The organism is Solwaraspora sp. WMMA2080, from assembly GCF_027497395.1.
Classification (GTDB): Bacteria; Actinomycetota; Actinomycetes; order Mycobacteriales; family Micromonosporaceae; genus Micromonospora_E.
Map to the genome: position 1 here is coordinate 5,221,863 of NZ_CP114910.1, position 22,008 is coordinate 5,243,870.

Consider the following 22,008-nt stretch of genomic DNA (forward strand, 5'->3'; position numbering starts at 1 on the left):
GTCCGCGTATCACCTTGATAACGGCACCTTCACGCAACGGGCTACCTGGTGTCACAGTGTCAGTCACCTCACAACCCCCCCGTGAGCGCCCTGAGGAGGCTCTCCCATGCGTGGGAAAACCCTAAAGGTGGCGGTCGCAGCGACCGCCATCGCTCTGTTCGCCACCGCTTGCAGTAGCGACGGCGAAGACACCACGGAGAACAACAACTCCGGCGGTACGCTTCGCATCTACGCCTCGGAGCCGGCGTTCCTGCTGCCGTCCGCTGGTGACGACGAGCCGTCCATCCTGGTCATCCGCCAGCTCTACCGTGGTCTGGTCAAGTACAACGCCGAGACCGGTGAGCCGGAGAACGACCTCGCCGAGTCGATCGAGTCCGAGGACAACAAGACCTGGACGGTCACGCTCAAGGACGGCTACACCTTCGACAACGGTGAGCCGGTCAACGCCGACGCCTTCATCCGGGCGTGGAACTACACGGCGTACGGGCCCAACGCCCAGAACAACGCCTACTTCATGAAGCGCATCGTCGGCATCGACGAGGTCAGCGGCGAGGAGCCGGCGGCCGAGGAGCTCTCCGGCCTGGCCAAGGTCGACGAGCTGACCTTCACCGTCGAGCTGAAGGAGCCGTTCGCCGGCTTCCCGGCGATCGTCGGCTACTCCGGGTTCTTCCCGATGGCCGAGGCCTGCCTCGAGGACACCGACGCCTGCAACGAGACCCCGATCGGCAACGGTCCGTACAAGATCGAGGGCAGCTGGGAGCACGACCAGCGGATCCAGTTGGCGCGCAGCGAGACCTGGGCCGGTGAGGAGAAGGGCGCGGCCGACGTCCTGGACTACAAGATCTACGCCGATGTGGACGCCGGCTACGCCGCCTTCCAGTCCGGCGAGCTGGACGTGATGTACACCATCCCGCCGGCGCGGTACCAGGAGGCCAAGCAGCAGTACGGCGACCGGATGTACGAGGCCCCCGGCGACAGCTTCACCTACGTCGGCTTCCCGACCTACGACGAGCGCTTCGCCGACAAGCGGGTCCGGCAGGCCTTCTCGCTCGCGGTCGACCGGCAGGGCATCATCGACGCCGTCTTCGACGGCCGGTTCACCCCCGCTGAGGGCGTTGTGGCGCCGACCTTCGACGGCTACCGCCCGGGTGTCTGCGAGTACTGCACCCAGGACGTCGAGCGGGCCAAGGAGCTGCTGGAAGAGGCCGGCGGCTGGGACGGCGAGCCGCTGGTGCTGTGGGCCAACGCCGGTGCCGGTCACGAGCAGTGGCTGCAGGCGGTCGGCGACCAGCTGAAGGCCGCGCTGGGCATCGACTACGAGCTGAAGGTCAACCTGCAGTTCCCCGAGTACCTGGCGACCGCCGACGAGAAGGAGTTCACCGGTCCGTTCCGGCTCGGCTGGGGCCCGGACTACCCGGTGGTCGAGACCTACCTCTACCCGCTCTACGGCTCCGGTTCGGACAGCAACGCGTCCGGCTACAACAACCCCGACTTCGACGCGCTGATCGCCCAGGGCGACGCCGCGGCGGACCTCGAGGCGGCCATCCCGTTCTACAACCAGGCCGAGGACCTCATCGTGGAGGACATGCCGGTCATCCCGATGTGGTTCAGCAAGATCGCTGCGCTGTACGGCGAGAACGTCGACGAATTCCACTGGAACAAGATCTCGGACGCTGAGTACGGCAAGATCACTCTGAAGAACTCCTGACCTGCGAGTCTGACTGATCAAGTCGTAACGCGACGTGGCGGCAACGGGAACTCCCACGAGGGGGCCTGTTGCCGCCACGTTTAGCGCCGAGAGGAGACCCCCCAGATGGGGCGCTACGTCATCCGACGGTTGCTCCAGTTCATCCCCACCGTGCTGGGCACCATGTTCCTACTGCACTACGTCACGTCGCTGGGCATCCAGTTCAGCGGCAACCCGGTCCGGGCGATCTTCGGCGACCGCAAGCCGACAGAAGCTCAGCTCGCCGCCATGACCGAGAAGCTCGGCTTCGGCGACCCCTGCCTGGAGCAGCCGGGCAACCCGTGCTTCGGTCTGTTCCTCGACCGCCTGCAGGACATCTTCCTGCGCTTCGACTTCGGCATCAACCTGCAGCAGGAGCCGGTCACCGAGCTCGTCTCCCGGGCCCTGCCGCACACCCTCAAGCTGGTGCTCATCGCCATCGTCTTCGAGGCGGTCATCGGCATCTTCGCCGGCGTCCTGGCCGGTCTGCGTAACGGCAGCTTCTGGGACTACCTGGTCAAGATCTCCACGGTCTTCGTCATCTCCGTGCCGATCTTCGTCCTCGGCGTCGTGGTCCGCCAGTACGTCGGCGTCGAGTTCGGCAACGTCCTGCGCGGGCAGGACTGGATACCGGAACTGATCTCGCGAGGCGTCTTCGGCGCCGGGTTCATCGCCGACTACCCGACCGCCAGCCTGGTCATCCCCGGCATGGTGCTCGGCGCGGTCTCCCTGGCCACCACCGCCCGGCTCACCCGGACCAGCATCATGGAGAACATCCGGGCCGACTACGTGCGTACCGCCAAGGCCAAGGGTCTGGCAAACCGGCGGGTCATCGGCGTGCACACACTGCGCAACTCGCTCATCCCGGTGATCACGTACCTCGGTGTCGACATCGGCTCGCTGATGGGCGGCGCGGTGGTCACCGAGCGGATCTTCAACGTACGTGGTATCGGATCGTTGGTCGCCCAGGCCGCCACCTCAGGTGAAGCCTCGGTGGCGATCGGTGTGGTGACCATGCTGGTCATGGTCTTCCTGCTGGTGAACCTGCTGGTGGACCTGCTTTACGCGGTCCTCGATCCGAGGATCCGCTATGAGTGATCACAATGGACCGAACATCTGGCCCGGTGCCGTGCTGATCCACGGCGGACCGAGCGTAGCGAGGTGCCACCATGAGTGACCCGACCCATCCCACGGCCCCCGCCGGCGGCACCGAGGTGGCACCACCGCCACCCGAACCGGCCCCGGCCGCGGCCACCACCGAACGCAACGCCAGCCTGTGGGCCGACGCCCGGCGGCAACTGCTGCGCGACCCGGTCTTCATCGCCGCGTCGATCTACGTGCTGCTGGTCGCGTCGATGGCCGCCTTCCCCACCCTGTGGACCCGGCAGGACCCGCGCGCCTGCGACGTCCAGCGGACCCGGATCGCGCCCAGCTGGGAGCACCCGTTCGGGTTCAACAACCTGGGCTGCGACTACTACTCGCACGCCATCCACGGGGCCCGGCCGTCGCTGCAGATCGCGATCTTCGCCACGCTGGGCATCGTCCTGCTCGGCGGCACCGCCGGGCTGCTCGCCGGCTACTTCGGCGGCTGGGTGGACGCGATCATCTCGCGGATCACCGACATCTTCTTCTCGCTGCCGTTCCTGCTCGGTGCGATCGTCTTCCTGACCGTGATCAAGCAGCAGAACGTCTGGACGCTGGCCGCCGTCCTGATCGTGCTCGGCTGGACCACCATCGCCCGGATCATGCGCGGCAGCGTGCTCTCCTCCAAGGGCCTGGACTACGTGCAGGCGGCCAAGGCGATGGGGGCCGGGCACGGTCGACTGATGTTCCGGCACATCCTGCCGAACGCGATCGCACCGATGGTCGTCTACGCGACGATCACCCTGGGCGCGTTCGTCTCCGCCGAGGCGACGCTGACCTACCTCGGTGTCGGTCTGCAGCCACCGGAGGAGTCCTGGGGGATCATGATCTCCCAGCACCAGGTCTACTTCCTGGACCACCCGTGGCTGCTGCTCTTCCCGTGCGGGCTGCTGGTCGGCACGGTGCTCTCCTTCATCCTCATGGGCGACGCCCTGCGTGACGCCCTCGACCCGAAGCTGCGGTGAGGTGAGCCATGGCGACAGACAGAGACATCACCGCCACCATCGACGCGCTGCCCGGCCTCGACGCCAGCGCACCGCCGCTGGAGGTCAACGACCTGCAGGTCGAGTTCCGCACCCGCAACGGCATCGCCCGCGCGGTCAACGGGGTGAGCTTCTCGTTGCAGGCCGGCGAGACCCTGGCCATCCTGGGTGAGTCCGGTTGCGGCAAGAGCGTCACCGCCCAGGCGATCATGGGCATCATCGACTCGCCGCCCGGGTTCGTCACCGGCGGCGAGATCAAGTACCGGGGCGTGGACCTGCTCAAGCTGCCCGAGTCGCAGCGGCGCAAGATCCGGGCCAACCGGATCGCGATGATCTTCCAGGACGCGCTGTCGGCGTTGAACCCGGTGTTCACCGTCGGCTTCCAGCTCTCCGAGCTGTTCCGCAAGCACCGGGGGATGTCCCGGGCCGACGGGAAGGCACGGGCGGTCGAGCTGCTCGACCTGGTGAAGATCCCGGCGGCCAAACAGCGGGTCGGCGACTTCCCGCACCAGTTCTCCGGTGGCATGCGCCAGCGGGTGATGATCGCGATGGCGCTGGCTCTCGACCCCGAGGTGCTGATCGCCGACGAGCCGACCACCGCGCTCGACGTCACCGTCCAGGCCCAGGTGATGGCTTTGCTCGCGGAGCTGCAGCGGGAACGCAACATGGGCCTGGTGCTGATCACCCACGACATGGGGGTGGTGGCCGACGTCGCCGACCGGATCTCGGTCATGTACGCCGGTCGGGTCGTCGAGGAGGCGCCGGTGCGGGACATCTACGCCTCGCCGGCGCACCCGTACACCAAGGCGCTGCTGGAATCGATCCCCCGGATCGACCTCAAAGGCCAGGAGCTGAACGTCATCAAGGGCCTGCCGCCCGCGCTGACGAACATCCCGGCCGGCTGCTCGTTCAACCCGCGCTGCCGGTACGCGCAGGATGTCTGCCGGGCCGACCCGGAGCCGCCCCGGTTCGCGCTAACGCCGAGCCGGACCTCCGCCTGCCACTTCTGGAAGGAGGTCAAGGGCGATGAGTGACGTTGTCCTGGAGACCAAGGATCTGGTCAAGCACTTCCCGCTGACCCAGGGCATCCTGTTCAAGAGGCAGATCGGCGCGGTCCGCGCGGTGGACGGGATCAGCCTCCAGCTGCACCGGGGCGAGACGCTCGGCATCGTCGGCGAGTCCGGCTGCGGCAAGTCCACCCTGGCCAAGCTGCTTGTCGGGTTGGAGACCCCGTCGTCCGGTTCGATCATGGTGCACGGCGCGGACGTGGCCGGCCGCAGCGGCGCCGAGATGCGCCGGGCCCGGCGCAACATCCAGCTGGTGATGCAGGACCCGTACACTTCGCTGAACCCGCGGATGACGGTCGGTGACCTGATCGGCGAGCCGTTCGAGATCCACCCGGACGTGGCGCCGAAGAGCGACCGTAGCCGCCGCGTCCAGGAGCTGTTGGAGCTGGTCGGCCTCAACCCGGACCACATCAACCGCTACCCGCACCAGTTCTCCGGCGGGCAGCGGCAGCGGATCGGCATCGCCCGGGCGCTGGCGCTGCGCCCGGAGATCATCCTCTGCGACGAGCCGGTCTCCGCGCTGGACGTGTCGATCCAGGCGCAGGTGATCAACCTGCTGGAGCAGCTGCAGAAGGAACTGGGGCTGTCGTACATCTTCATCGCCCACGACCTGTCGGTGGTGCGGCACATCGCACACCGGGTCGGTGTGATGTACCTCGGCAAGATCGCGGAGATCGGCACCGAGGAGGAGATCTACGAGCGGCCGACCCACCCGTACACCCAGGCGTTGCTCTCCGCGGTCCCGCTGCCCGACCCGACGGTGCGCGGCCTGCGGGACCAGATCGTGCTGGAAGGCGACGTGCCGTCACCGGCCGACCCGCCGTCGGGCTGCCGGTTCCGGACCCGCTGCTGGAAGGCACAGGACATCTGCGCCGCCGAGGAACCGACCCTGACGGTACGGGAGACGTCGGCGCACCCCAGCGCCTGCCACTTCGCCGAGGTGCGCGACGTCGTGCACGTCACCGAGTAGTCCGGGCGCCGGCCCGCTCGTCGCCTCGCATCACGTTGACGCATGGTGGGAGCGGGCCGGCTGGCCGCCCTCGTGCGTTCCGCCCGGCTGAATCGAGCGCCGGCTGGCTGAGGTGACGGCCGGGCCGGTGATCACAGTGGGCCGCGGCCGGCCCGCAGCACCAGCAGCGCCAACTGGGTGCCGTCGGCACCCAGTTCAGACCGGTAGCGGTCGACAATCTCACGTTCCCGGGAGAGCACCAGCCGGGTGCCGCCCGAGGCGATCCGGACCGCGCCCACCTGCCGCGACAGCTCGGCCCGTTCCTGCCAGAGCGCGATCAGCGCGTCGTCGATCTCGTTGATCCTGTTTCGGATGGCCAGGATACGGTCGGCCGCCTCCGGCGCGTCCGTCCCGGTCTGGTGACGACCGTCGGATCGCCCTGCCGGGCCGATCGCGCCAGACTGGCCCGCCTCCTCAGCGGTGCCGGCCGGTGGCGTCGCGCTGCTGTCGGCGGTGTGCGCAACGGCGTTGGTCCCCATGTCCTGCCTCCTGGACTGTCCGGCCCCGGTGGACGCGGAACCCGGAACGCGAAGTGCCCCGGGCTCTCGCGAAAGCCCGGGGCACTTGTAGGTCTGATGATCAGGCGCGACCTACGGCAGCCGGACTCCCGGAACCGTAGCTAAAGAAGAATCGTGCCTGGCGGATCACGCTACGAGTATGCCCAGGCTGGCGACGCCAGCGCAAGAATTCCGCCACCCTCTGGGAAGACACCCAGCGCGCCGACGGCCCCAGTCTGGCGGCGCGGGCCTGGCGGCGCGGTGCTGTCGGTCGTGCGGCATAGACTCGCCCGTGCGATGCATCCACTCTTCGAAACCCCAGCGGCCCCATCCGTACCAGTCACGGATCGGGGCGGTCCGCCGGCTGAGCCCAGTTCGGCCGGCCGGGGGCCGGCTGAGCCCAGTTCGGCCGGCCGAGGGCCGGCTGAGCCAAATCTGGCTGCCGCCGCGCTGCTGACCGGGCTCAACGGCCCGCAACGAGAGGCGGTCACCCACGCCGGTGGCCCGCTGCTGATCGTGGCCGGCGCTGGTTCCGGCAAGACGAAGGTGCTCACCCACCGGATCGCGTACCTGCTCGCGGCCAGGCAGACCCACCCCGGTGAGGTCCTGGCGATCACCTTCACCAACAAGGCGGCCGGTGAGCTGAAGGAGCGGGTCGGCAACCTGGTCGGGCCGCGGGCCCGGATGATGTGGGTCTCCACCTTCCACTCCGCCTGCGTACGGATCCTGCGGGCCGAGCACGAGCACGCGGGGCTGAAGTCGACGTTCTCCATCTACGACGCGGACGACTCACGGCGGCTGATGCAGCTGGTCGCCCGGGAGCTCGACCTGGACCCGAAGCGCTACCCGGCCCGTGGGCTGGCCACCCAGGTGTCGAACCTGAAGAACGAGCTGGTCGACCCGGAGACGTTCGCCGACCGGGCGGCCGGCCCCAATGAGCGGGCCCTGGCCGAGGCTTACACGCTCTACCAGCGTCGGCTGCGCGAGGCACACGCGCTCGACTTCGACGACCTGATCATGACGACGGTGCACCTGCTGCAGGCCCACCCGCACGTGGCCGGCAGCTACCGGCGGCGGTTCCGGCACGTGCTGGTCGACGAGTACCAGGACACCAACCACGCGCAGTATCAGCTGGTCAAGGAGCTGGTGGGCGACGGGTCGGACGACGTGCCGCCGGGGGAGCTCTGCGTGGTCGGCGACGCAGACCAGTCGATCTACGCCTTCCGGGGCGCCACCATCCGCAACATTCTGGAGTTCGAGCGGGACTTCGCCCAGGCCAGGACGATCCTGCTGGAGCAGAACTACCGCTCCACCCAGACGATCCTGACCGCCGCCAACGCGGTGATCACCAACAACGCCGGCCGCAAGCCGAAGCGGCTGTGGAGCGACCAGGGCGACGGCGAGCAGATCGTCGGCTACGTCGCCGACACCGAGCACGCCGAGGCGGACTGGGCGGCCCGGCAGATCGACCGGTTGTGCGACGACGGCGCGGCCCGACCGGGCGACGTGGCGGTCTTCTACCGCACCAACGCCCAGTCCAGGGTCTTCGAGGAGGTGTTCATCCGGGTCGGCCTGCCGTACAAGGTGGTCGGCGGGGTGCGCTTCTACGAGCGTAGGGAGGTCCGCGACGCGCTGGCCTACCTGCGGGCGGTGGTCAACGCCGACGACACGGTGAGCATCCGGCGGGTACTCAACACGCCGCGTAGGGGCATCGGCGACCGGGCCGAGGCGTGCGTCGAGGCGCTGGCCGCCCGCGAGCGGATCTCGTTCGGTGCTGCGCTGGGCCGGGCGGCCGAGGCACCGGGGATCTCCACTCGGGCGGTGAACGCGATCACCGACTTCGTGGCGCTGCTCGACGGCGTGCGGGAGCAGCTGGCCACCACCACCCCGGAGGAGGCACTGGAGTCGGTGCTGCTGCGCTCGGGCTATCTGACCGAGCTGGAGGAGAGCCTGGATCCGCAGGACGCCGGCCGGGTGGAGAACCTGCAGGAGCTGGTCAGCGTGGCCCGCGAGTACACCGAGCGGGTCGAGGCGTCCGACGAGCCGGCGACCGTGGCCGGCTTCCTGGAGCAGGTCGCGCTGGTCGCCGACGCCGACCAGGTGCCTGACGACGACCCGGACCACCAGGGTGTGGTCACCCTGATGACGCTGCACACCGCCAAGGGCCTGGAGTTCCCGGTGGTCTTTCTGACCGGTCTGGAGGACGGCGTCTTCCCGCACCTGCGGGCCCTCGGCGACACCCGGGAGCTGGAGGAGGAGCGGCGGCTGGCGTACGTCGGGATCACCCGGGCCCGGCAGCGCCTGTTCCTGTCCCGGTCGGTGACCCGGGCCGCGTGGGGGCAGCCGGCATACAACCCGCCGTCGCGGTTCCTCTCCGAGTTGCCGGCCGAGCTGGTCCGCTGGGAGCGGACCGAGGCGGCGTACACCTCCTGGTCGGGCACGGGTGGCGGGGTCGGTGGGCGGTCGGCCGCCGCAGACCGGTCACCGGTCGCGCGAGGTGGCGGCTTCGCCGGCGGTACGCCGAAAGCCGCCCGCCTCGCTCAGCGGCTCGGGGTGGACCCGAGTCGGCTGAGTACCGCCAGCGAGCTGCCCACCGCGCCCAAGGTGACGGTGGGGGAGCGGGTCAACCACCAGCGGTACGGGCTGGGCCGGGTGTTGGCGGTGGAGGGGCACGGGCCGGGAGCCAGGGCGCAGGTCGACTTCGGCGACCAGACGATGTGGCTGGTGCTGCGGCACGCGCCGATCGAGAAGGTTTGACCCCGGACCCGTACCGAACCGGTCAGCAGCCCAGGTCGACGCCGCGTTCGCGCATCCACGGGGCGGGGTCCACCTGGCTCCATAGCCCGCCGATGTGTACCTCGAAGTGCAGGTGCGGGCCGGTGGAGTCGCCGGTGGAGCCCTCCGCACCGATGGTGTCCCCGGGGGCCACCCGGTCGCCGACCGACACGCTGGTCGCGGAGAGGTGCGCGTAGTGGGTCAGCACACCGCCGCCGTGGTCGATCACCACCGAGATCCCGTAGCCGGTGTACGCCCAGCCGGCGACCTGCACCGTCCCAGCGCCGGCGGCGAGCACCGGGGTGCCGGCCGGCAGAGCCAGGTCGATCCCGGCGTGCAGGACGCCCCAGCGCTGGCCGTAGCAGGAGGTGATCTGTGCCCCGGGCATCGGGGTGACCCAGTCGGACGTGCCGGCCGTCGAGCTCGGCTGCGCCGCCGTCGCCGAGGTCGTTGCCGGGTCACCGCTGTCCCTGTTGTCGTCGCTGCTGTTGGCGTCGGCCGACCCTGCGGGCTCGTCGTCGGTCCGGGTCGGCGCGTCGTCGGCTGCTTCGGTCGGGTCCGCCGGTTGACCGGTCTCCTCGGCACGGCTGGTGCTGCTGTCGGTGGGCGCCGCGCCGAAGCCGGTCTCGTCCCCGCCGCTGTCCGGGGTGGCCGTCGGCTGACGGGTGCTCCGGTCGGCGCGTCCCGCCGCGTCGGCCCGGTCGGCGAGGGCCGAGGTCGTCGCCGGATCGGTCGCGGTGGGGTCGGGGGCGGAGTTAAGTGCGGTGGCCGCGCCGCCGATCCCGAGGGCCGCCACGGCCAGGACGGTGAGGGCGGCGGTGCGGGTCCGGCGGCCGAACTCCGCTACCTGGGCGTGCCTGCCGGGCGGAACCAGCCGGTGCAGCCCTGGTGGCCGACGCCGGGTCGAGGGCTTGCTGCGCTCCGTGGGCTCGGGGTGCGACACGGGAGTGACCTCCGCGGTAAGGGGGGCACGGACCCGGAAATGGTGGTGTGCCAGGCACGGTGGGTGGGTACCGGGTAGTCACAGAAGGCGAGGAGCACCGCTCGGAGGCCGGAATTTCGTGACTCTCCGTGTTTGGATGGGGGATTTCTTGACTGGACCGATAGTGGTTCAGGTCACAAAATCCAATGTGACGCAGGACATATTTTCGCTGGTGGTGGGCGTCCGGACTGCACAAAAAAACCGCTCAGACCGTGCGGCCTGAGCGGTTTCTTCAGTCACTCAATGTCAGGGCTCGACGACGCCACCGTAGATCGCCTCGACCTGCAGCTTGAGGTCCACTCCCTTGCCCCGCAGCCAGGTGATCGGATCCTGCGGCTCCGAGTCCACGTGCACCTCGAGATGCAGGTGGGCGCCGTAGGAGTGACCGGTGTTGCCGACGTCGCCGAGCAGATCACCGGCTTCTACCCGCTGACCGGCGGTGACCCGCAGCCGGGACGCATGGCCGTAGACGGCCTCGGTCCCGTCGTCGTGCTTGACGATCACGCAGTAGCCGTAGCCGCCGTTCCAGCCGGCGAGGGTGACCGTGCCGGCGTGGATCGAGTGGAACGGGGTGCCCTCGGCGGCGGCCAGGTCGACGCCGGCGTGCAGCTTTCCCCAGCGCATGCCGTACGGAGAGGTGAAGGTGTAGCCGCGCAGCGGCAGCATCCAGACGTCCGGGGCAGCCTGGGTCATCGAGGTGGCCGGGGTCCGGTCGGCGTCCCGGGAGGCGCGCTCGGCGTCCTCGGCCCGCTCGCTGATCTGGCTGTCCAGGTCCAGGGCCTGGTCGTCGATCTCCAGGGCCTGGTCGCTCAGGGCGACGCTGTTCTCCAGGTCGGCCAGGGCCGCCGGGCTGAGCGTCTTGGCGTCGGGCATCGCGCTGGCCCCGAGGGCGACGACACCCGCGCCGACGACGGCGGTGGTCATGACGACCGCGTAGCGGCTACGGGGTGGAGTCGGTACGCGGCGACGACCCCGATATCGATCGGGCTCTGACGACAGGCGCTGGCGCACGCACACCCTCCATCGGCGGGTAGTTCGGCGGCGGTGCGAGCATCCGGGACCCTCGTTGCGGAACCTGGGATTAACGCTCGTTGGCCGGGTTGGTTCTGGCTGGAGCCAGAGGACAACCGTGGACACGGTAGCCAACCCCTAGGGCCGCCACAACCCGACTCGCGAAAAACTGTTGACGATCTGCGACTGTCCGTTGTCTATTGTCCGTTTTCGTAACCTTTTATCGGGCCCCTCGTTGGTAACCGCTGGTTACATGGAGCAATACTTATCGTGCGTTCAGTCAGGGTGAATCGGGGTTGCGGCTCAGGGTCGGCCGGGCTGCCGTCGATGTGCCGAGGTTGGTTAACCTTCGTTAAGGATCGGTCGGTCGGCAGGAGGCGTGCAGCGATGGAGACTCGGATCCGGGTGGTGGTGGCCAAGCCTGGTCTCGACGGCCACGACCGCGGCGTCAAAGTGGTGGCCAGGGCGCTGCGGGACGCCGGCATCGAAGTCATCTACACGGGTCTGCACCAGACACCGGAGCAGATCGTCGAGACCGCCATCCAGGAGGATGCCGACGCCATCGGGCTCTCCGTGCTGTCCGGCGCGCACCTCACGCTGTTCCGCCGAGTGCTCGACCTGCTGCGCCAGCGAGGTGCGGACGACATCGTGGTCTTCGGCGGAGGCATCGTCCCTGACGAGGACATCGCAGCACTCGGTGAGCTCGGCGTGGCCAGGATCTTCACCCCTGGGGCGAGCACCGCCGACATTGTCGACTGGGTCCGCGGCAACGTCCCCGCCAAGTGAAGCGGCAACGTTCCCGCCCAGTAAGGGGGTGGGGCGCGCAGCAAAAGGGTGAGAGGCCGGACGCACCCCTCACACGTCCGGCCTCTCCATGCACGATGCCCCGCCGCCACCCCTCGACCGACAGGGCATCGGCCGCTTTCCGTCGGCCCCGCGCTGCGTTTCCGACACCTCACTCAACGACACCTGTCACCGGGGGTTACGTCGCCGGCACACCCTATTTTTCGGGTCTGTGCCGGTGGTCGGGGCCAGGTCGCCGTACTGCTGCGCGGGCGGCTCGCCGGATGTGTGCGGTTGCGCACACCGTCCGCCCGCCTGCTGGCGTCCCAGGGCCGGGTGGTTAGGCTGCGCCAATGGCCGGTCACCGCTCGTGACCGGGAAATCATCTGATTCTGCACGCTGGCGGCGGCGCGACGGCGCGCCGCAGAGACGGAACGGGACGCGCAAACGTGGACCTGTACGAGTACCAGGGGCGCGAGCTGTTCGAGCGACACGGATTGCCCGTGCTCGCCGGCGGCGTCGCCACCACCCCGGAAGAGGCCCGCGCGATCGCCGAGCGCCTCGGCGGCCGTGTCGTGGTCAAGGCCCAGGTCAAGGTCGGTGGTCGAGGTAAGGCCGGCGGCGTGAAGCTAGCCGAGGACGCCGACGAGGCGGTCAGCCACGCCACCAACATCCTCGGCATGGACATCAAAGGGCACACCGTTGGCAAGGTCATGCTGACGGTGACCGCCGACATCGCCGACGAGTACTACCTGTCGTACCTGCTGGATCGGGCCAACCGCACCTTCCTCTGCATCGCCAGTGTCGCGGGCGGGATGGACATCGAGCAGGTCGCCGCCGAGACCCCGGAGCGGGTGGCGAAGATCGCCATCGACGCCAACGTCGGGGTGGACGAGGCCAAGGCCGCCGAGATCGTCACCGCCGCCGGCTTCCCGGCTGAGCTCACCGACCAGATCACCGAGATCGCGGTACGCCTCTGGCAGGCGTTCATCGCCGAGGACGCCACCCTGGTCGAGGTGAACCCGCTGGCCCGGACCCCCGAGGGCCGGGTGCTCTGCCTCGACGCCAAGGTCACCCTGGACGAGAACGCCGGTTTCCGGCACCCCGACCACGAGGCGATGGTCGACCAGTCCGCGGTCGACCCGCTGGAGCAGCGGGCCAAGGAGAAAGACCTCAACTACGTCAAGCTCGACGGCTCGGTCGGCATCATCGGCAACGGGGCCGGCCTGGTCATGTCCACCCTCGACGTGGTGGCGTACGCCGGCGAGGCGCACGGCGGCGTCAAACCGGCCAACTTCCTCGACATCGGTGGTGGCGCCAGCGCGGCGGTGATGGCCAACGGTCTGGAGATCGTGCTCTCCGACCCGGACGTGCGGACCGTGTTCGTCAACGTCTTCGGCGGGATCACCGCCTGCGACGAGGTGGCCAACGGCGTAGTCCAGGCGCTGGCCCTGCTCGAACAGCGCGGTGAGACGGTGACCAAGCCGCTCGTCGTCCGGCTGGACGGCAACAACGCCGAGGCGGGCCGGGCGATCCTCGACTCGGCCGCCAACCCCCTCGTCGAGCGGGTCGACACCATGGACGGAGCGGCCGAGCGGGCCGCGCAGCTCGCCGCAGCGGCGTCCGGCCGCCCGGAAGGACAGTGATCGAGATGGCGATCTGGCTGACCAAGGACTCCAAGGTCATCGTGCAGGGGATGACCGGCTCCGAGGGCTCCAAGCACACCCGGCGGATGCTCGCCGCCGGCACCACCGTCGTCGGCGGGGTCAACCCGCGCAAGGCCGGACAGCAGGTCGAGTTCGGCGACACCCGGCTCCCGGTGTTCGCCACCGTCGGCGAGGCGATGAAGGAGACCGGGGCCGACGTCACGGTCATCTTCGTCCCGCCGGCGTTCTGCAAGGCGGCGGTGATCGAGGCGATCGACGCCGAGATCCCGCTCGCCGTGGTGATCACCGAAGGCATCCCGGTGCACGACTCGACCGCCTTCTGGGCCCACAACACCGCCAAGGGCGGCAAGACCCGGATCATCGGCCCGAACTGTCCGGGCATCGCCTCCCCAGGGGCCTCCAACGCCGGCATCATCCCGGCGGACATCACCCCGGCCGGCCGGATCGGCCTGGTCAGCAAGAGCGGCACGCTGACCTACCAGCTGATGTACGAGCTGCGTGACATCGGCTTCTCCACCTGCGTCGGCATCGGCGGCGACCCGGTCATCGGCACCACCCACATCGACGCGCTGGCCGCCTTCCAGGACGACCCGGAGACCGACGCGATCGTCATGATCGGCGAGATCGGCGGCGACGCCGAGGAGCGGGCCGCTGAGTTCATCAAGGCGAACGTGACCAAGCCGGTGGTCGGCTACATCGCCGGGTTCACCGCCCCGCCCGGCAAGACGATGGGCCACGCCGGTGCGATCATCTCCGGATCGGCGGGCACCGCCGCCGCCAAGCAGGTCGCGCTGGAGGCGGCCGGAGTCAAGGTCGGCCGTACGCCGAGCGAGACCGCCCGGCTGATGCGCCAGGTGATCACCGGCAGCTGACCGGCCACAGCCGACACTGATCGACCACAGTCGACACATGGCCGTCGATCGGGAAACCGGTCGGCGGCCGTCGTCGTGCGGTCAGCCGATCGGGTAGTTCCCGGTTGCCCAGAGACTGGCCCCACCGATGATGTTCAGCACGCTCAGCACGATCGCCACCCAGCCCAGCACCGGGGACTTGCGGAAGCGGTTGGCGTCGCGGATCGACAGTGCGCCGAAGACGATGCCGAGGATGCCGCAGCAGAGCAGGCCGATCACGATGCCGAGCACACCCCACAGGGTGCTGCGGTCGCTGCCGGCCGACGCCGCGGCCGGTGGATACTGGGTCATCAGCAGGGTCCCCCGTCAACTCGACGACCGCCGTCGTCGACGGCGTGGTCCAGCACCGAGCGTACGGCCAAATGACCGGAATGTCGGCGGGTTCGGCAGGTGACCGGCCAGGCCACGTCGATATTGCCGCCGGATCAGTGCGCCCACGTGCCAAAGTAGGCACGATGGCAGCCCACCCCCCGGATCCGCCGCGACCGCCGGACGGTACCGCGTCGGTCGACGCCGTTCGGCACCCCGGCCCCGGCCGTGCCCCCGGTGCTGCCCGCCGTGGCCGGGCCCCGCTGGTCGTCGCGGCCTCGGTGACCACCCTGTGGGCCGCGGTGGTGTCGTACCTGCCGGTCGCGGTGGTGATGTGGCTGATCCGACTCGCCGAAGGCGACTCGTCGGTCCTCGGCGCGGCCCGGATCGGTCTGGCCGCCTGGCTGCTCGGGCACGGCGTACCGCTGGACACGCCGACCGGGCCGCTCGGCCTGCCGCCGCTGCTGCTCAGCGCGCTCGCCGCCTGGCGGATCTACCGGGCCGGGGTACACACCACCCGGGCGGTCGGTGCCCGGCGCAGCGGATCCGCCGTACGGGCGATCGTCGTCGCATTGGCCGTCGCGACCGCGTACGGCGCGCTCGGCGCCGCCGCCGCGCACGTCGCCAGCAGCGCTACGACGGGGATCGAACCGCTGCGGGCCGGGGGCACGCTGGCGGCGTTCGGCGGGATCGGCGCGTTGCTCGGCGCCGGCCAGACCACCAGTTCGCTGCGTCGACTGGCGGCGCGCTGCCCCGACCTGCTCCGGCACGCGGCGCGCGCCGGAGTGGTCGCCGCGCTGCTGGTGCTCGGCGCCGGTGCCGCCGTGGCCGGGCTGTCCGTGGCGATCAGCGGCGGGGACGCCGCCGACACCATCGGGGTGTACCGGGCCGGGGTGGCCGGGCAGGCCGGCATCACGCTGCTCAGCCTCGCGTACGCGCCGAACGCCACCATCTGGGCGACCGCCTACCTGTTGGGGCCGGGCTTCGCGCTCGGCTCCGACACTGCGGTACGGACCACCGAGGTCACCCTCGGCAGCCTGCCGGCGGTCCCGTTGTTCGCCGGACTGCCCAACGGCCCGGCCGGGGGGCTCAGCGCCGCGCTGCTGGCCCTGCCGGTCCTGGCCGGGATGACCACCGGGTGGGTGCTGGCCCGCCGCTGGCCGGCGGCGACCGACCGGGGTGGTGCCGGGCTGCCCGGCTGGGCTGTGCTGATCGGTGCCGCCCTGATCAGCGGGCCGGTGGCCGGACTGTTCCTGGGCGGTGCGGCGGCCGTGTCCGGCGGGCCGCTCGGTGCCGGACGGCTCGCCGACGTCGGCCCGGTCGCCTGGCAGGTGGCGGCGGTGTCGAGCGCGGTGGTCGCGGTCGGGGCGGTGGTCGGCGCGGTGGCGGCGCGGGCGGTGGCGGCGCCCCCGGCGGACCGGTCCGGGCCCCGCCAGCGACGGTCCGGTGCCGGGCCGGGACAAGGCGCCGGTCCGGGACACGTCGGCAACGGCACAGGGCGCCCCGGACGATCCGGGACGCCCTGAACGGGTCGCGTCACAGAGCCTGGCTCAGATGCTGTTGAACCCGCTGCCGAAGTCCATCAGAACGCCGAGGATCGAGTTCGCGATGCTGAGCACCACTCCGATCGCGCCGCAGATCAGCCCGGCCATCGCCTGGCCACGGTTGTCCGCCAGCCCCTGGTCGACCTTGTTCTTGCCGAGGAAGCCGAGCACCGCGCCGGCGATCCCGGCCGGGATGCCGAGCAGCGGGCAGCACAGGGCCAGCACCAACGAGGCGATGCCGACGATCATGCCGATCAGGCCCAGGTTGTTGTTCTTCTGCTGGCCCGGCATGCCGTAGCCGCCGGCGGGGTACGGCTGGCCCGGCACCGGCTGCTGCGCGTACGGGTCACCGTAGGGCTGCCCCGGCTGCTGCTGCGGGTACGGCTGCCCCGGCGGCGGCGGCTGGCCGTACGGGTTCGAGTAGGGCTGCCCCGGCGGCGGCTGCTGGCCGTACGGGTCGGACGGTGGCGACGAGGTCGGATCCTGGGGCTGCTGGCCGTACGGATCTTGGCCTGGATAGCCGGGCTGCACAGAGAGCTCCTTCATGACGACGACGCTCAGGGCGGTCGGAGATCGTGTTTGCCCGAGCGTCGGGCAGCGTAACTGGTCAGCGCAAATCCTGCCGCCGTCACGCCCGCCCGTCGCGCTGGTCGGGACCTGGGCGGGGCCTGGGCGGCGGCCGGGTAGGGTGCTCGGGTGACCTCGTCCCCGGCCAGACTCGTGGTGCTCGTCTCCGGCTCCGGCACCAATCTGCAGGCACTGCTCGACGCCACCGAGGACCCGGCGTACGGCGCGGTCGTCGTGGCGGTCGGCGCGGACCGGGACGGGATCGCCGGGCTGGACCGGGCCAGGACCGCCGGGGTGCCCACCTTCGTGGCCCGGGTCGCCGACCACGCCAGCCGGGCGGACTGGGACGCCGCGCTGACCGCCGAGGTCGCCGCGTACCAGCCGGACCTGATCGTCTCGGCCGGCTTCCTGAAACTGGTCGGCGCCCGGTTCCTGGCCGCCTTCGGGGACCGCTACGTCAACACCCACAACTCGCTGCTGCCCGCGTTCCCCGGCATGAACGGCCCGCGTGACGCCCTCGCCTACGGGGTCAAGCTGGCCGGTGCCACGCTCTTCTTCGTCGACGCCGGCGTCGACACCGGACCGATCGTCGCGCAGGTCGCGGTCCCGGTCGAGCCGGACGACGACGAGGCCAGCCTGACCGAGCGGATCAAGGAAGCGGAACGGGCGCAGCTCGTCGAGTACGTCGGCCGGCTGGTCCGGCACGGCTGGACCATCTCGCATCGAAAGGTCACCATCCGATGAACCCGAGCACCGACGGCCGCCGCCCGCTGCACCGGGCGTTGATCAGCGTCTACGACAAGACCGGTCTGGTCGAGCTGGCCACCATGCTGCACGCCGCCGGGGTGGAGATCGTCTCCACCGGGTCGACCGCGACCACAATCGCGGCCGCCGGTGTGCCGGTGGTCCGGGTGGAGGACGTGACCGGTTTCCCGGAATGCCTGGACGGCCGGGTCAAGACGCTGCATCCGCACGTGCACGCCGGACTGCTGGCCGACCTGCGCTCCGCCGACCACACCGCGCAGCTGGCCCAGCTCGGCGTCGCCCCGTTCGACCTGCTGGTGTCCAACCTGTACCCGTTCCAGCAGACGGTGGCCTCCGGTGCCGACCTGGACGGCTGCGTGGAGCAGATCGACATCGGTGGCCCGGCGATGGTGCGGGCGGCGGCGAAGAACCACACCAGCGTCGCGGTGGTCACCTCGGTGTCGGCGTACCCGCTGGTCGAGCAGGCCCTCGCCGACGGCGGCTTCACCCTGCGGCAGCGGCGCGCCCTCGCCGCCCGTGCCTTCGCCGACATCGCCGAGTACGACGTCGCGGTCGCCGACTGGTGCGCCCGGACCCTGGTCGGCGCGGACACCGACCAGCCGGTCGACTGGCCGGAGTTCGCCGGCACCGCGCTGCGCCGGGCCGCCGTGCTGCGCTACGGCGAGAACCCGCACCAGCGGGCGGCCCTCTACCTGGACCCGGCGGCACCGGCCGGGCTGGCCCAGGCCGAGCAGTTGCACGGCAAGGAGATGTCGTACAACAACTACGTCGACGCCGATGCCGCCTGGCGGGCGGCGAACGACTTCACCGCCCCGGCCGTGGCGATCATCAAGCACGCCAACCCGTGCGGCATCGCGGTCGGTGTCGACGTCGCCGAGGCGCACCGCAAGGCGCACGCCTGCGACCCGGTCTCCGCGTACGGCGGGGTGATCGCGGTCAACCGGCCGGTCACCGTCGAGCTGGCCAACCAGGTCGCGGAGATCTTCACCGAGGTGGTGGTGGCCCCCGGGTTCGACCCGGCCGCGGTCGAGGTGCTGGCCCGGAAGAAGAACCTGCGGCTGCTGCTCGCCCCGGCGTGGCAGCCGGCGGACGTCGAGTGGCGGCAGGTCACCGGTGGCCGGCTGGCGCAGACCGTCGACCGGATCGACGCCGCCGGCGACGATCCGGCGAGCTGGCGGCTGGCCACCGGTGAGCCGGCCGACGCGGACCTGCTGGCCGACCTGGGCTTTGCCTGGCGGGCGGTACGCGCGGTGAAGAGCAACGCGATCCTGCTGGCCCGCGACGGTGCGACCGTCGGGGTCGGCATGGGCCAGGTCAACCGGGTCGACGCCGCCGAGTTGGCGGTACGCCGGGCCGGTGCCGGCCGGGCCGCCGGCGCGGCGGCCGCCTCCGACGCGTTCTTCCCGTTCCCGGACGGACTGCAGGTGCTGATCGACGCCGGGGTACGCGCGGTGGTGCAGCCCGGCGGTTCGATCCGGGACGACGAGGTGATCGCGGCGGCGAACGCCGCCGGGGTCGCCATGTACCTGACCGGCACCCGGCACTTCTTCCACTGACCGGCCGGCCGTCGTCGTGTCGCCGCAGCAGCGCGTCGAGGAGCGGATCGTCGGGGCCGACTGGGCGCTCGACGAGTTCGACCGGGTGCATTTCGACCGCTGTGAGCTCGTCGACGTCGACCTGACCGAGGCGGTGCTGACCGGCTGCGTCTTCACCAACTGCGTACTGGCGAACGTGCGGGCCAACGCGGCCCGGCTGACGCACTGCGCGCTGCTGCACTGCGTGATCCGGCGGTCGTCGTTCTTCGACGCGACCTTCGCCGACTGCAAGCTGACCGGCACCCAGTTTCTCGACTGCACGCTGCGCCCGCTGCATGTCGACGGCGGAGACTGGGGGTTCGTGCTGCTGCGCGGCCAGGACCTGACCGGTACGAAGCTGTCCGGGCTGCGGCTAAGGGAAGCCGACCTGACCGAGGCGAACCTGAGCCGGGTGGATCTTTCCGGGGCGGACCTCGGCTATGCCCGGCTGACCAGCGCGAAGCTGCGTGGCGCGGACCTGCGTGGCGCGGATCTGGCCGGGGTCGAGCTGCGCGGCCTCGACCTGACCGGGGCGCGGATCGACCTGGCCCAGGCGGTGCAGGTCGCGGCGGCGTACGGTGCCGACGTGCGGCCCTGACCGGCTGGTCCGTGCGAGGTGCCAACCGGGGCGGATCGGGCGACGTGAGACGATCGGTGACGTGACGGCGACAATTCTGGACGGTAAGGCGGCGGCATCCGCCATCAAGGACAACCTTCGTGCCCGGGTCAAGGCGCTCGCGGAGCAGTCGGTGGTGCCCGGTCTCGGCACCGTGCTGGTCGGTGAGGATCCCGGCTCCCAGGCGTACGTCAACGGCAAGCACCGCGATTGCGCCGAGGTCGGTATCGCCTCGATTCGCCGCGACCTGCCGGCCGACGCGACCCAGGAGCAGGTGGAGGCGGTGGTGGCCGAGCTGAACGCCGATCCGGCGTGCCACGGTTACATCGTGCAGCTGCCGATGCCGAAGCAGATCGACACCCAGCGGGTGCTGGAGCGGGTCGACCCGGACAAGGACGCCGACGGGCTGCATCCGGTGAACCTGGGCCGGCTGGTGCTCGGCTTCGACGCGCCGGTCGCCTGCACCCCGCGCGGCATCGTCGACCTGCTGCGCCGCAACGAGATCCGGATCCGGGGCGCGGAGGTGGTGGTGATCGGCCGGGGCACCACCGTCGGTCGGCCGCTGGGTCTGCTGCTGACCCGGCGCAGCGAGAACGCCACGGTGACGCTGTGCCACACCGGCACCTTGGATCTGGGCGACCACACCCGCCGGGCCGACATCGTGATCGCTGCGGCGGGCGTACCGGGGCTGGTCACCGCTGAAATGGTTACGCCGGGGGCGACGGTCGTCGACGTCGGTATCACTCGGGTGCTCGGCGAGAACGGCAAGGGCCAGTACACCGGTGACGTGGCACCGGACGTGGCCGAGGTGGCCGCTGCGCTGGCGCCGGTGCCCGGCGGGATCGGCCCGATGACCCGGGCGATGCTGTTGACCAACGTCGTCGAGCTGGCGGAACGCGGCCTCGCCGACCGGTGAAGCCGGTCGGCGAGTCGACCGGCGTGGCGGGCGTGAGGTGGGTCTCCGGGCGCGCCCCTGGCCCGCTCAGCCGTTACCTGGCTGATACGGTCCCGTCAAATTCGCCCGGTAGCAGGGAGTGAGACGACAATGGGCAAGAAGGTCACCGTCGTCGGGGCCGGCTTCTACGGCTCGACGACCGCGCAGCGCCTGGCCGAGTACGACGTCTTCGACACCGTCGTGCTGACCGACATCATCGAGGGCAAGCCCGAGGGACTGGCCCTCGATCTCAACCAGTCGCGGCCGATCGAGGGCTTCGAGACCAAGGTCGTCGGTGCGACCACCGGGGTGGACGGCTCCGGCTACGAGGTGATTTCCGGCTCGGACGTCGTCATCGTCACCGCCGGCCTGCCGCGCAAGCCGGGGATGAGCCGGATGGACCTGCTGGAGGTCAATGCCAAGATCGTCCGCGGCGTCGCGGAGAACATCGCCCGGTACGCCCCGGACGCGGTGGTCATCGTGGTGTCCAACCCGCTCGACGAGATGACCGCGCTGGCCCAGATCGCCACCGGGTTCCCGCGCAACCGGGTGCTCGGCCAGGCCGGCATGCTGGACACCGCCCGGTTCTCCCACTTCGTCGCCGAGACGCTGGCGGTACCAGTGGCGACCGTACGCACGCTGACCCTCGGCTCGCACGGTGACACCATGGTGCCGGTGCCGTCACGGTGCACCGTGAACGGCAAGCCGCTGACCGAGCTGCTGCCGGCGGACAAGATCGAGGAACTGGTGGTCCGGACCCGCAACGGTGGGGCCGAGGTTGTCGCCCTGCTCAAGACCGGGTCGGCGTACTACGCGCCGTCGGCGGCGGCGGCCCGGATGGCCAAGGCCGTGGCCGAGGACTCCGGCGCGGTGATGCCGGTGTGCGCCTGGGTCACCGGGGAGTACGGCATCGACGGCGTCTACCTGGGCGTGGAGGCTGAGCTCGGGGCCGAGGGCGTCCGTCGGGTGGTGACCACCGACCTGACCGGTACGGAACTGGCCGCGTTGAAGGAGGCCGCCGAGGCGGTCCGGGCCAAGCAGGCGGACGTGGCCGACCTCTGAGCCGTACGGGCGTGACGATCGGGGCGGGCATCCAGGTGCCCGCCCCGACGTGTGCAGTGCCTCGTTCGTCCCGCCCGCTGCGC

Annotated in this window: 20 protein-coding genes; 15 read left to right on the top strand and 5 right to left on the bottom strand. The window is 70.5% G+C overall.

Translation table 11 applies throughout. From position 1 onward, the window contains the following. Window positions 1–106: 106 nt before the first annotated feature. From O7543_RS23915 to O7543_RS23935, 5 genes are all read left to right on the top strand, one after another. Window positions 107–1,708: an ABC transporter substrate-binding protein gene (locus tag O7543_RS23915; RefSeq protein ID WP_281551819.1), complete on the top strand. Its 1,602-nt coding sequence runs from the start codon at window positions 107–109 to the stop codon at window positions 1,706–1,708. Between the two features lie 105 nt (window positions 1,709–1,813). Further along, window positions 1,814–2,824: an ABC transporter permease gene (locus O7543_RS23920; protein ID WP_281551818.1), complete on the top strand. Its 1,011-nt coding sequence runs from the start codon at window positions 1,814–1,816 to the stop codon at window positions 2,822–2,824. Between the two features lie 71 nt (window positions 2,825–2,895). Further along, window positions 2,896–3,834, top strand: a complete 939-nt coding sequence (locus O7543_RS23925; protein WP_348650037.1) for an ABC transporter permease — start codon at window positions 2,896–2,898, stop codon at window positions 3,832–3,834. A gap of 8 nt (window positions 3,835–3,842) precedes the next feature. Continuing rightward, window positions 3,843–4,886, top strand: a complete 1,044-nt coding sequence (locus O7543_RS23930; RefSeq protein WP_281567251.1) for an ABC transporter ATP-binding protein — start codon at window positions 3,843–3,845, stop codon at window positions 4,884–4,886. Then, window positions 4,879–5,889 carry a dipeptide ABC transporter ATP-binding protein gene (locus O7543_RS23935; protein ID WP_281551816.1) on the top strand — a complete coding sequence of 337 codons (1,011 nt, stop codon included), beginning with the start codon at window positions 4,879–4,881 and terminating at the stop codon, window positions 5,887–5,889. The genes O7543_RS23930 and O7543_RS23935 overlap by 8 nt, the downstream gene beginning before the upstream one ends. A gap of 131 nt (window positions 5,890–6,020) precedes the next feature. On the opposite strand, the gene O7543_RS23940 is transcribed toward O7543_RS23935, so the two are convergent. Next, a complete protein-coding gene (locus tag O7543_RS23940) occupies window positions 6,021–6,407 on the bottom strand; it encodes a chorismate mutase (RefSeq protein WP_281567252.1) in 387 nt (128 codons plus the stop codon). 315 nt (window positions 6,408–6,722) lie between these two features. Between O7543_RS23940 and pcrA the strand changes: the two genes are divergently transcribed. Continuing rightward, window positions 6,723–9,182 (top strand): DNA helicase PcrA, encoded by a 2,460-nt coding sequence (gene pcrA, locus O7543_RS23945; protein ID WP_281567253.1) that lies wholly within the window; start codon window positions 6,723–6,725, stop codon window positions 9,180–9,182. 22 nt (window positions 9,183–9,204) lie between these two features. On the opposite strand, the gene O7543_RS23950 is transcribed toward pcrA, so the two are convergent. Both O7543_RS23950 and O7543_RS23955 read right to left on the bottom strand, forming a co-directional pair. Next, window positions 9,205–10,143, bottom strand: coding sequence for a peptidoglycan DD-metalloendopeptidase family protein (locus O7543_RS23950; protein WP_281567254.1), 939 nt, complete (start codon window positions 10,141–10,143; stop codon window positions 9,205–9,207). Window positions 10,144–10,428: 285 nt separating this feature from the next. Then, entirely contained in the window at window positions 10,429–11,193 is a 765-nt protein-coding gene (locus tag O7543_RS23955) for a M23 family metallopeptidase (RefSeq protein WP_281551812.1), read from the bottom strand. Between the two features lie 387 nt (window positions 11,194–11,580). On the opposite strand from O7543_RS23955, the gene O7543_RS23960 reads away from it, so the two are divergent. The 3 genes from O7543_RS23960 to sucD all read left to right on the top strand — a co-directional run bounded on the left by O7543_RS23960 (window position 11,581) and on the right by sucD (window position 14,515). Then, window positions 11,581–11,979: a cobalamin B12-binding domain-containing protein gene (locus tag O7543_RS23960; RefSeq protein WP_281551811.1), complete on the top strand. Its 399-nt coding sequence runs from the start codon at window positions 11,581–11,583 to the stop codon at window positions 11,977–11,979. Window positions 11,980–12,425: 446 nt separating this feature from the next. Further along, entirely contained in the window at window positions 12,426–13,622 is a 1,197-nt protein-coding gene (sucC, locus tag O7543_RS23965; RefSeq protein WP_281551810.1) for an ADP-forming succinate--CoA ligase subunit beta, read from the top strand. A gap of 5 nt (window positions 13,623–13,627) precedes the next feature. Then, the gene (gene sucD, locus O7543_RS23970) at window positions 13,628–14,515 is read left to right on the top strand and encodes a succinate--CoA ligase subunit alpha (RefSeq protein WP_281551809.1); all 888 of its coding nucleotides are present in this window, start codon (window positions 13,628–13,630) and stop codon (window positions 14,513–14,515) included. An 81-nt stretch (window positions 14,516–14,596) separates the two neighbouring features. On the opposite strand, the gene O7543_RS23975 is transcribed toward sucD, so the two are convergent. Then, window positions 14,597–14,848 carry a hypothetical protein gene (locus tag O7543_RS23975; protein WP_281555719.1) on the bottom strand — a complete coding sequence of 84 codons (252 nt, stop codon included), beginning with the start codon at window positions 14,846–14,848 and terminating at the stop codon, window positions 14,597–14,599. Window positions 14,849–15,009: 161 nt separating this feature from the next. Here O7543_RS23975 and O7543_RS23980 point away from each other — a divergent pair, with 161 nt between their 5' ends. Beyond that, entirely contained in the window at window positions 15,010–16,389 is a 1,380-nt protein-coding gene (locus O7543_RS23980; RefSeq protein WP_281551808.1) for a DUF6350 family protein, read from the top strand. Window positions 16,390–16,413: 24 nt separating this feature from the next. Here O7543_RS23980 and O7543_RS23985 read toward each other — a convergent pair whose 3' ends face one another. Beyond that, window positions 16,414–16,953, bottom strand: coding sequence for a DUF4190 domain-containing protein (locus tag O7543_RS23985; protein WP_281551807.1), 540 nt, complete (start codon window positions 16,951–16,953; stop codon window positions 16,414–16,416). Between the two features lie 150 nt (window positions 16,954–17,103). On the opposite strand from O7543_RS23985, the gene purN reads away from it, so the two are divergent. The 5 genes from purN to mdh all read left to right on the top strand — a co-directional run bounded on the left by purN (window position 17,104) and on the right by mdh (window position 21,925). After that, window positions 17,104–17,718 carry a phosphoribosylglycinamide formyltransferase gene (purN, locus tag O7543_RS23990; protein WP_281551806.1) on the top strand — a complete coding sequence of 205 codons (615 nt, stop codon included), beginning with the start codon at window positions 17,104–17,106 and terminating at the stop codon, window positions 17,716–17,718. Further along, on the top strand, window positions 17,715–19,295 hold the full coding sequence (gene purH, locus O7543_RS23995; RefSeq protein WP_281551805.1) for a bifunctional phosphoribosylaminoimidazolecarboxamide formyltransferase/IMP cyclohydrolase: 1,581 nt from the start codon (window positions 17,715–17,717) through the stop codon (window positions 19,293–19,295). The genes purN and purH overlap by 4 nt, the downstream gene beginning before the upstream one ends. Before the next feature lie 16 nt (window positions 19,296–19,311). Further along, window positions 19,312–19,911 carry a pentapeptide repeat-containing protein gene (locus tag O7543_RS24000; RefSeq protein WP_281551804.1) on the top strand — a complete coding sequence of 200 codons (600 nt, stop codon included), beginning with the start codon at window positions 19,312–19,314 and terminating at the stop codon, window positions 19,909–19,911. A 61-nt stretch (window positions 19,912–19,972) separates the two neighbouring features. After that, a complete protein-coding gene (locus O7543_RS24005; RefSeq protein WP_281551803.1) occupies window positions 19,973–20,845 on the top strand; it encodes a bifunctional methylenetetrahydrofolate dehydrogenase/methenyltetrahydrofolate cyclohydrolase in 873 nt (290 codons plus the stop codon). Window positions 20,846–20,974: 129 nt separating this feature from the next. After that, complete coding sequence (gene mdh, locus O7543_RS24010) at window positions 20,975–21,925, top strand: malate dehydrogenase (protein WP_281551802.1); 951 nt, start codon at window positions 20,975–20,977, stop codon at window positions 21,923–21,925. The last annotated feature ends 83 nt before the right edge of the window (window positions 21,926–22,008 follow it).

Bases quoted from the DNA above. Each gene is read 5' to 3' on its own strand.
- O7543_RS23915 (WP_281551819.1), top strand. From the start codon at position 107: ATGCGTGGGAAAACCCTAAAGGTGGCGGTCGCAGCGACCGCCATCGCT.
- O7543_RS23920 (WP_281551818.1), top strand. From the start codon at position 1,814: ATGGGGCGCTACGTCATCCGACGGTTGCTCCAGTTCATCCCCACCGTG.
- O7543_RS23925 (WP_348650037.1), top strand. From the start codon at position 2,896: ATGAGTGACCCGACCCATCCCACGGCCCCCGCCGGCGGCACCGAGGTG.
- O7543_RS23930 (WP_281567251.1), top strand. From the start codon at position 3,843: ATGGCGACAGACAGAGACATCACCGCCACCATCGACGCGCTGCCCGGC.
- O7543_RS23935 (WP_281551816.1), top strand. From the start codon at position 4,879: ATGAGTGACGTTGTCCTGGAGACCAAGGATCTGGTCAAGCACTTCCCG.
- O7543_RS23940 (WP_281567252.1), bottom strand. From the start codon at position 6,407: ATGGGGACCAACGCCGTTGCGCACACCGCCGACAGCAGCGCGACGCCA.
- pcrA (WP_281567253.1), top strand. From the start codon at position 6,723: ATGCATCCACTCTTCGAAACCCCAGCGGCCCCATCCGTACCAGTCACG.
- O7543_RS23960 (WP_281551811.1), top strand. From the start codon at position 11,581: ATGGAGACTCGGATCCGGGTGGTGGTGGCCAAGCCTGGTCTCGACGGC.
- sucD (WP_281551809.1), top strand. From the start codon at position 13,628: ATGGCGATCTGGCTGACCAAGGACTCCAAGGTCATCGTGCAGGGGATG.
- O7543_RS23980 (WP_281551808.1), top strand. From the start codon at position 15,010: ATGGCAGCCCACCCCCCGGATCCGCCGCGACCGCCGGACGGTACCGCG.
- O7543_RS23985 (WP_281551807.1), bottom strand. From the start codon at position 16,953: ATGAAGGAGCTCTCTGTGCAGCCCGGCTATCCAGGCCAAGATCCGTAC.
- purH (WP_281551805.1), top strand. From the start codon at position 17,715: ATGAACCCGAGCACCGACGGCCGCCGCCCGCTGCACCGGGCGTTGATC.
- mdh (WP_281551802.1), top strand. From the start codon at position 20,975: ATGGGCAAGAAGGTCACCGTCGTCGGGGCCGGCTTCTACGGCTCGACG.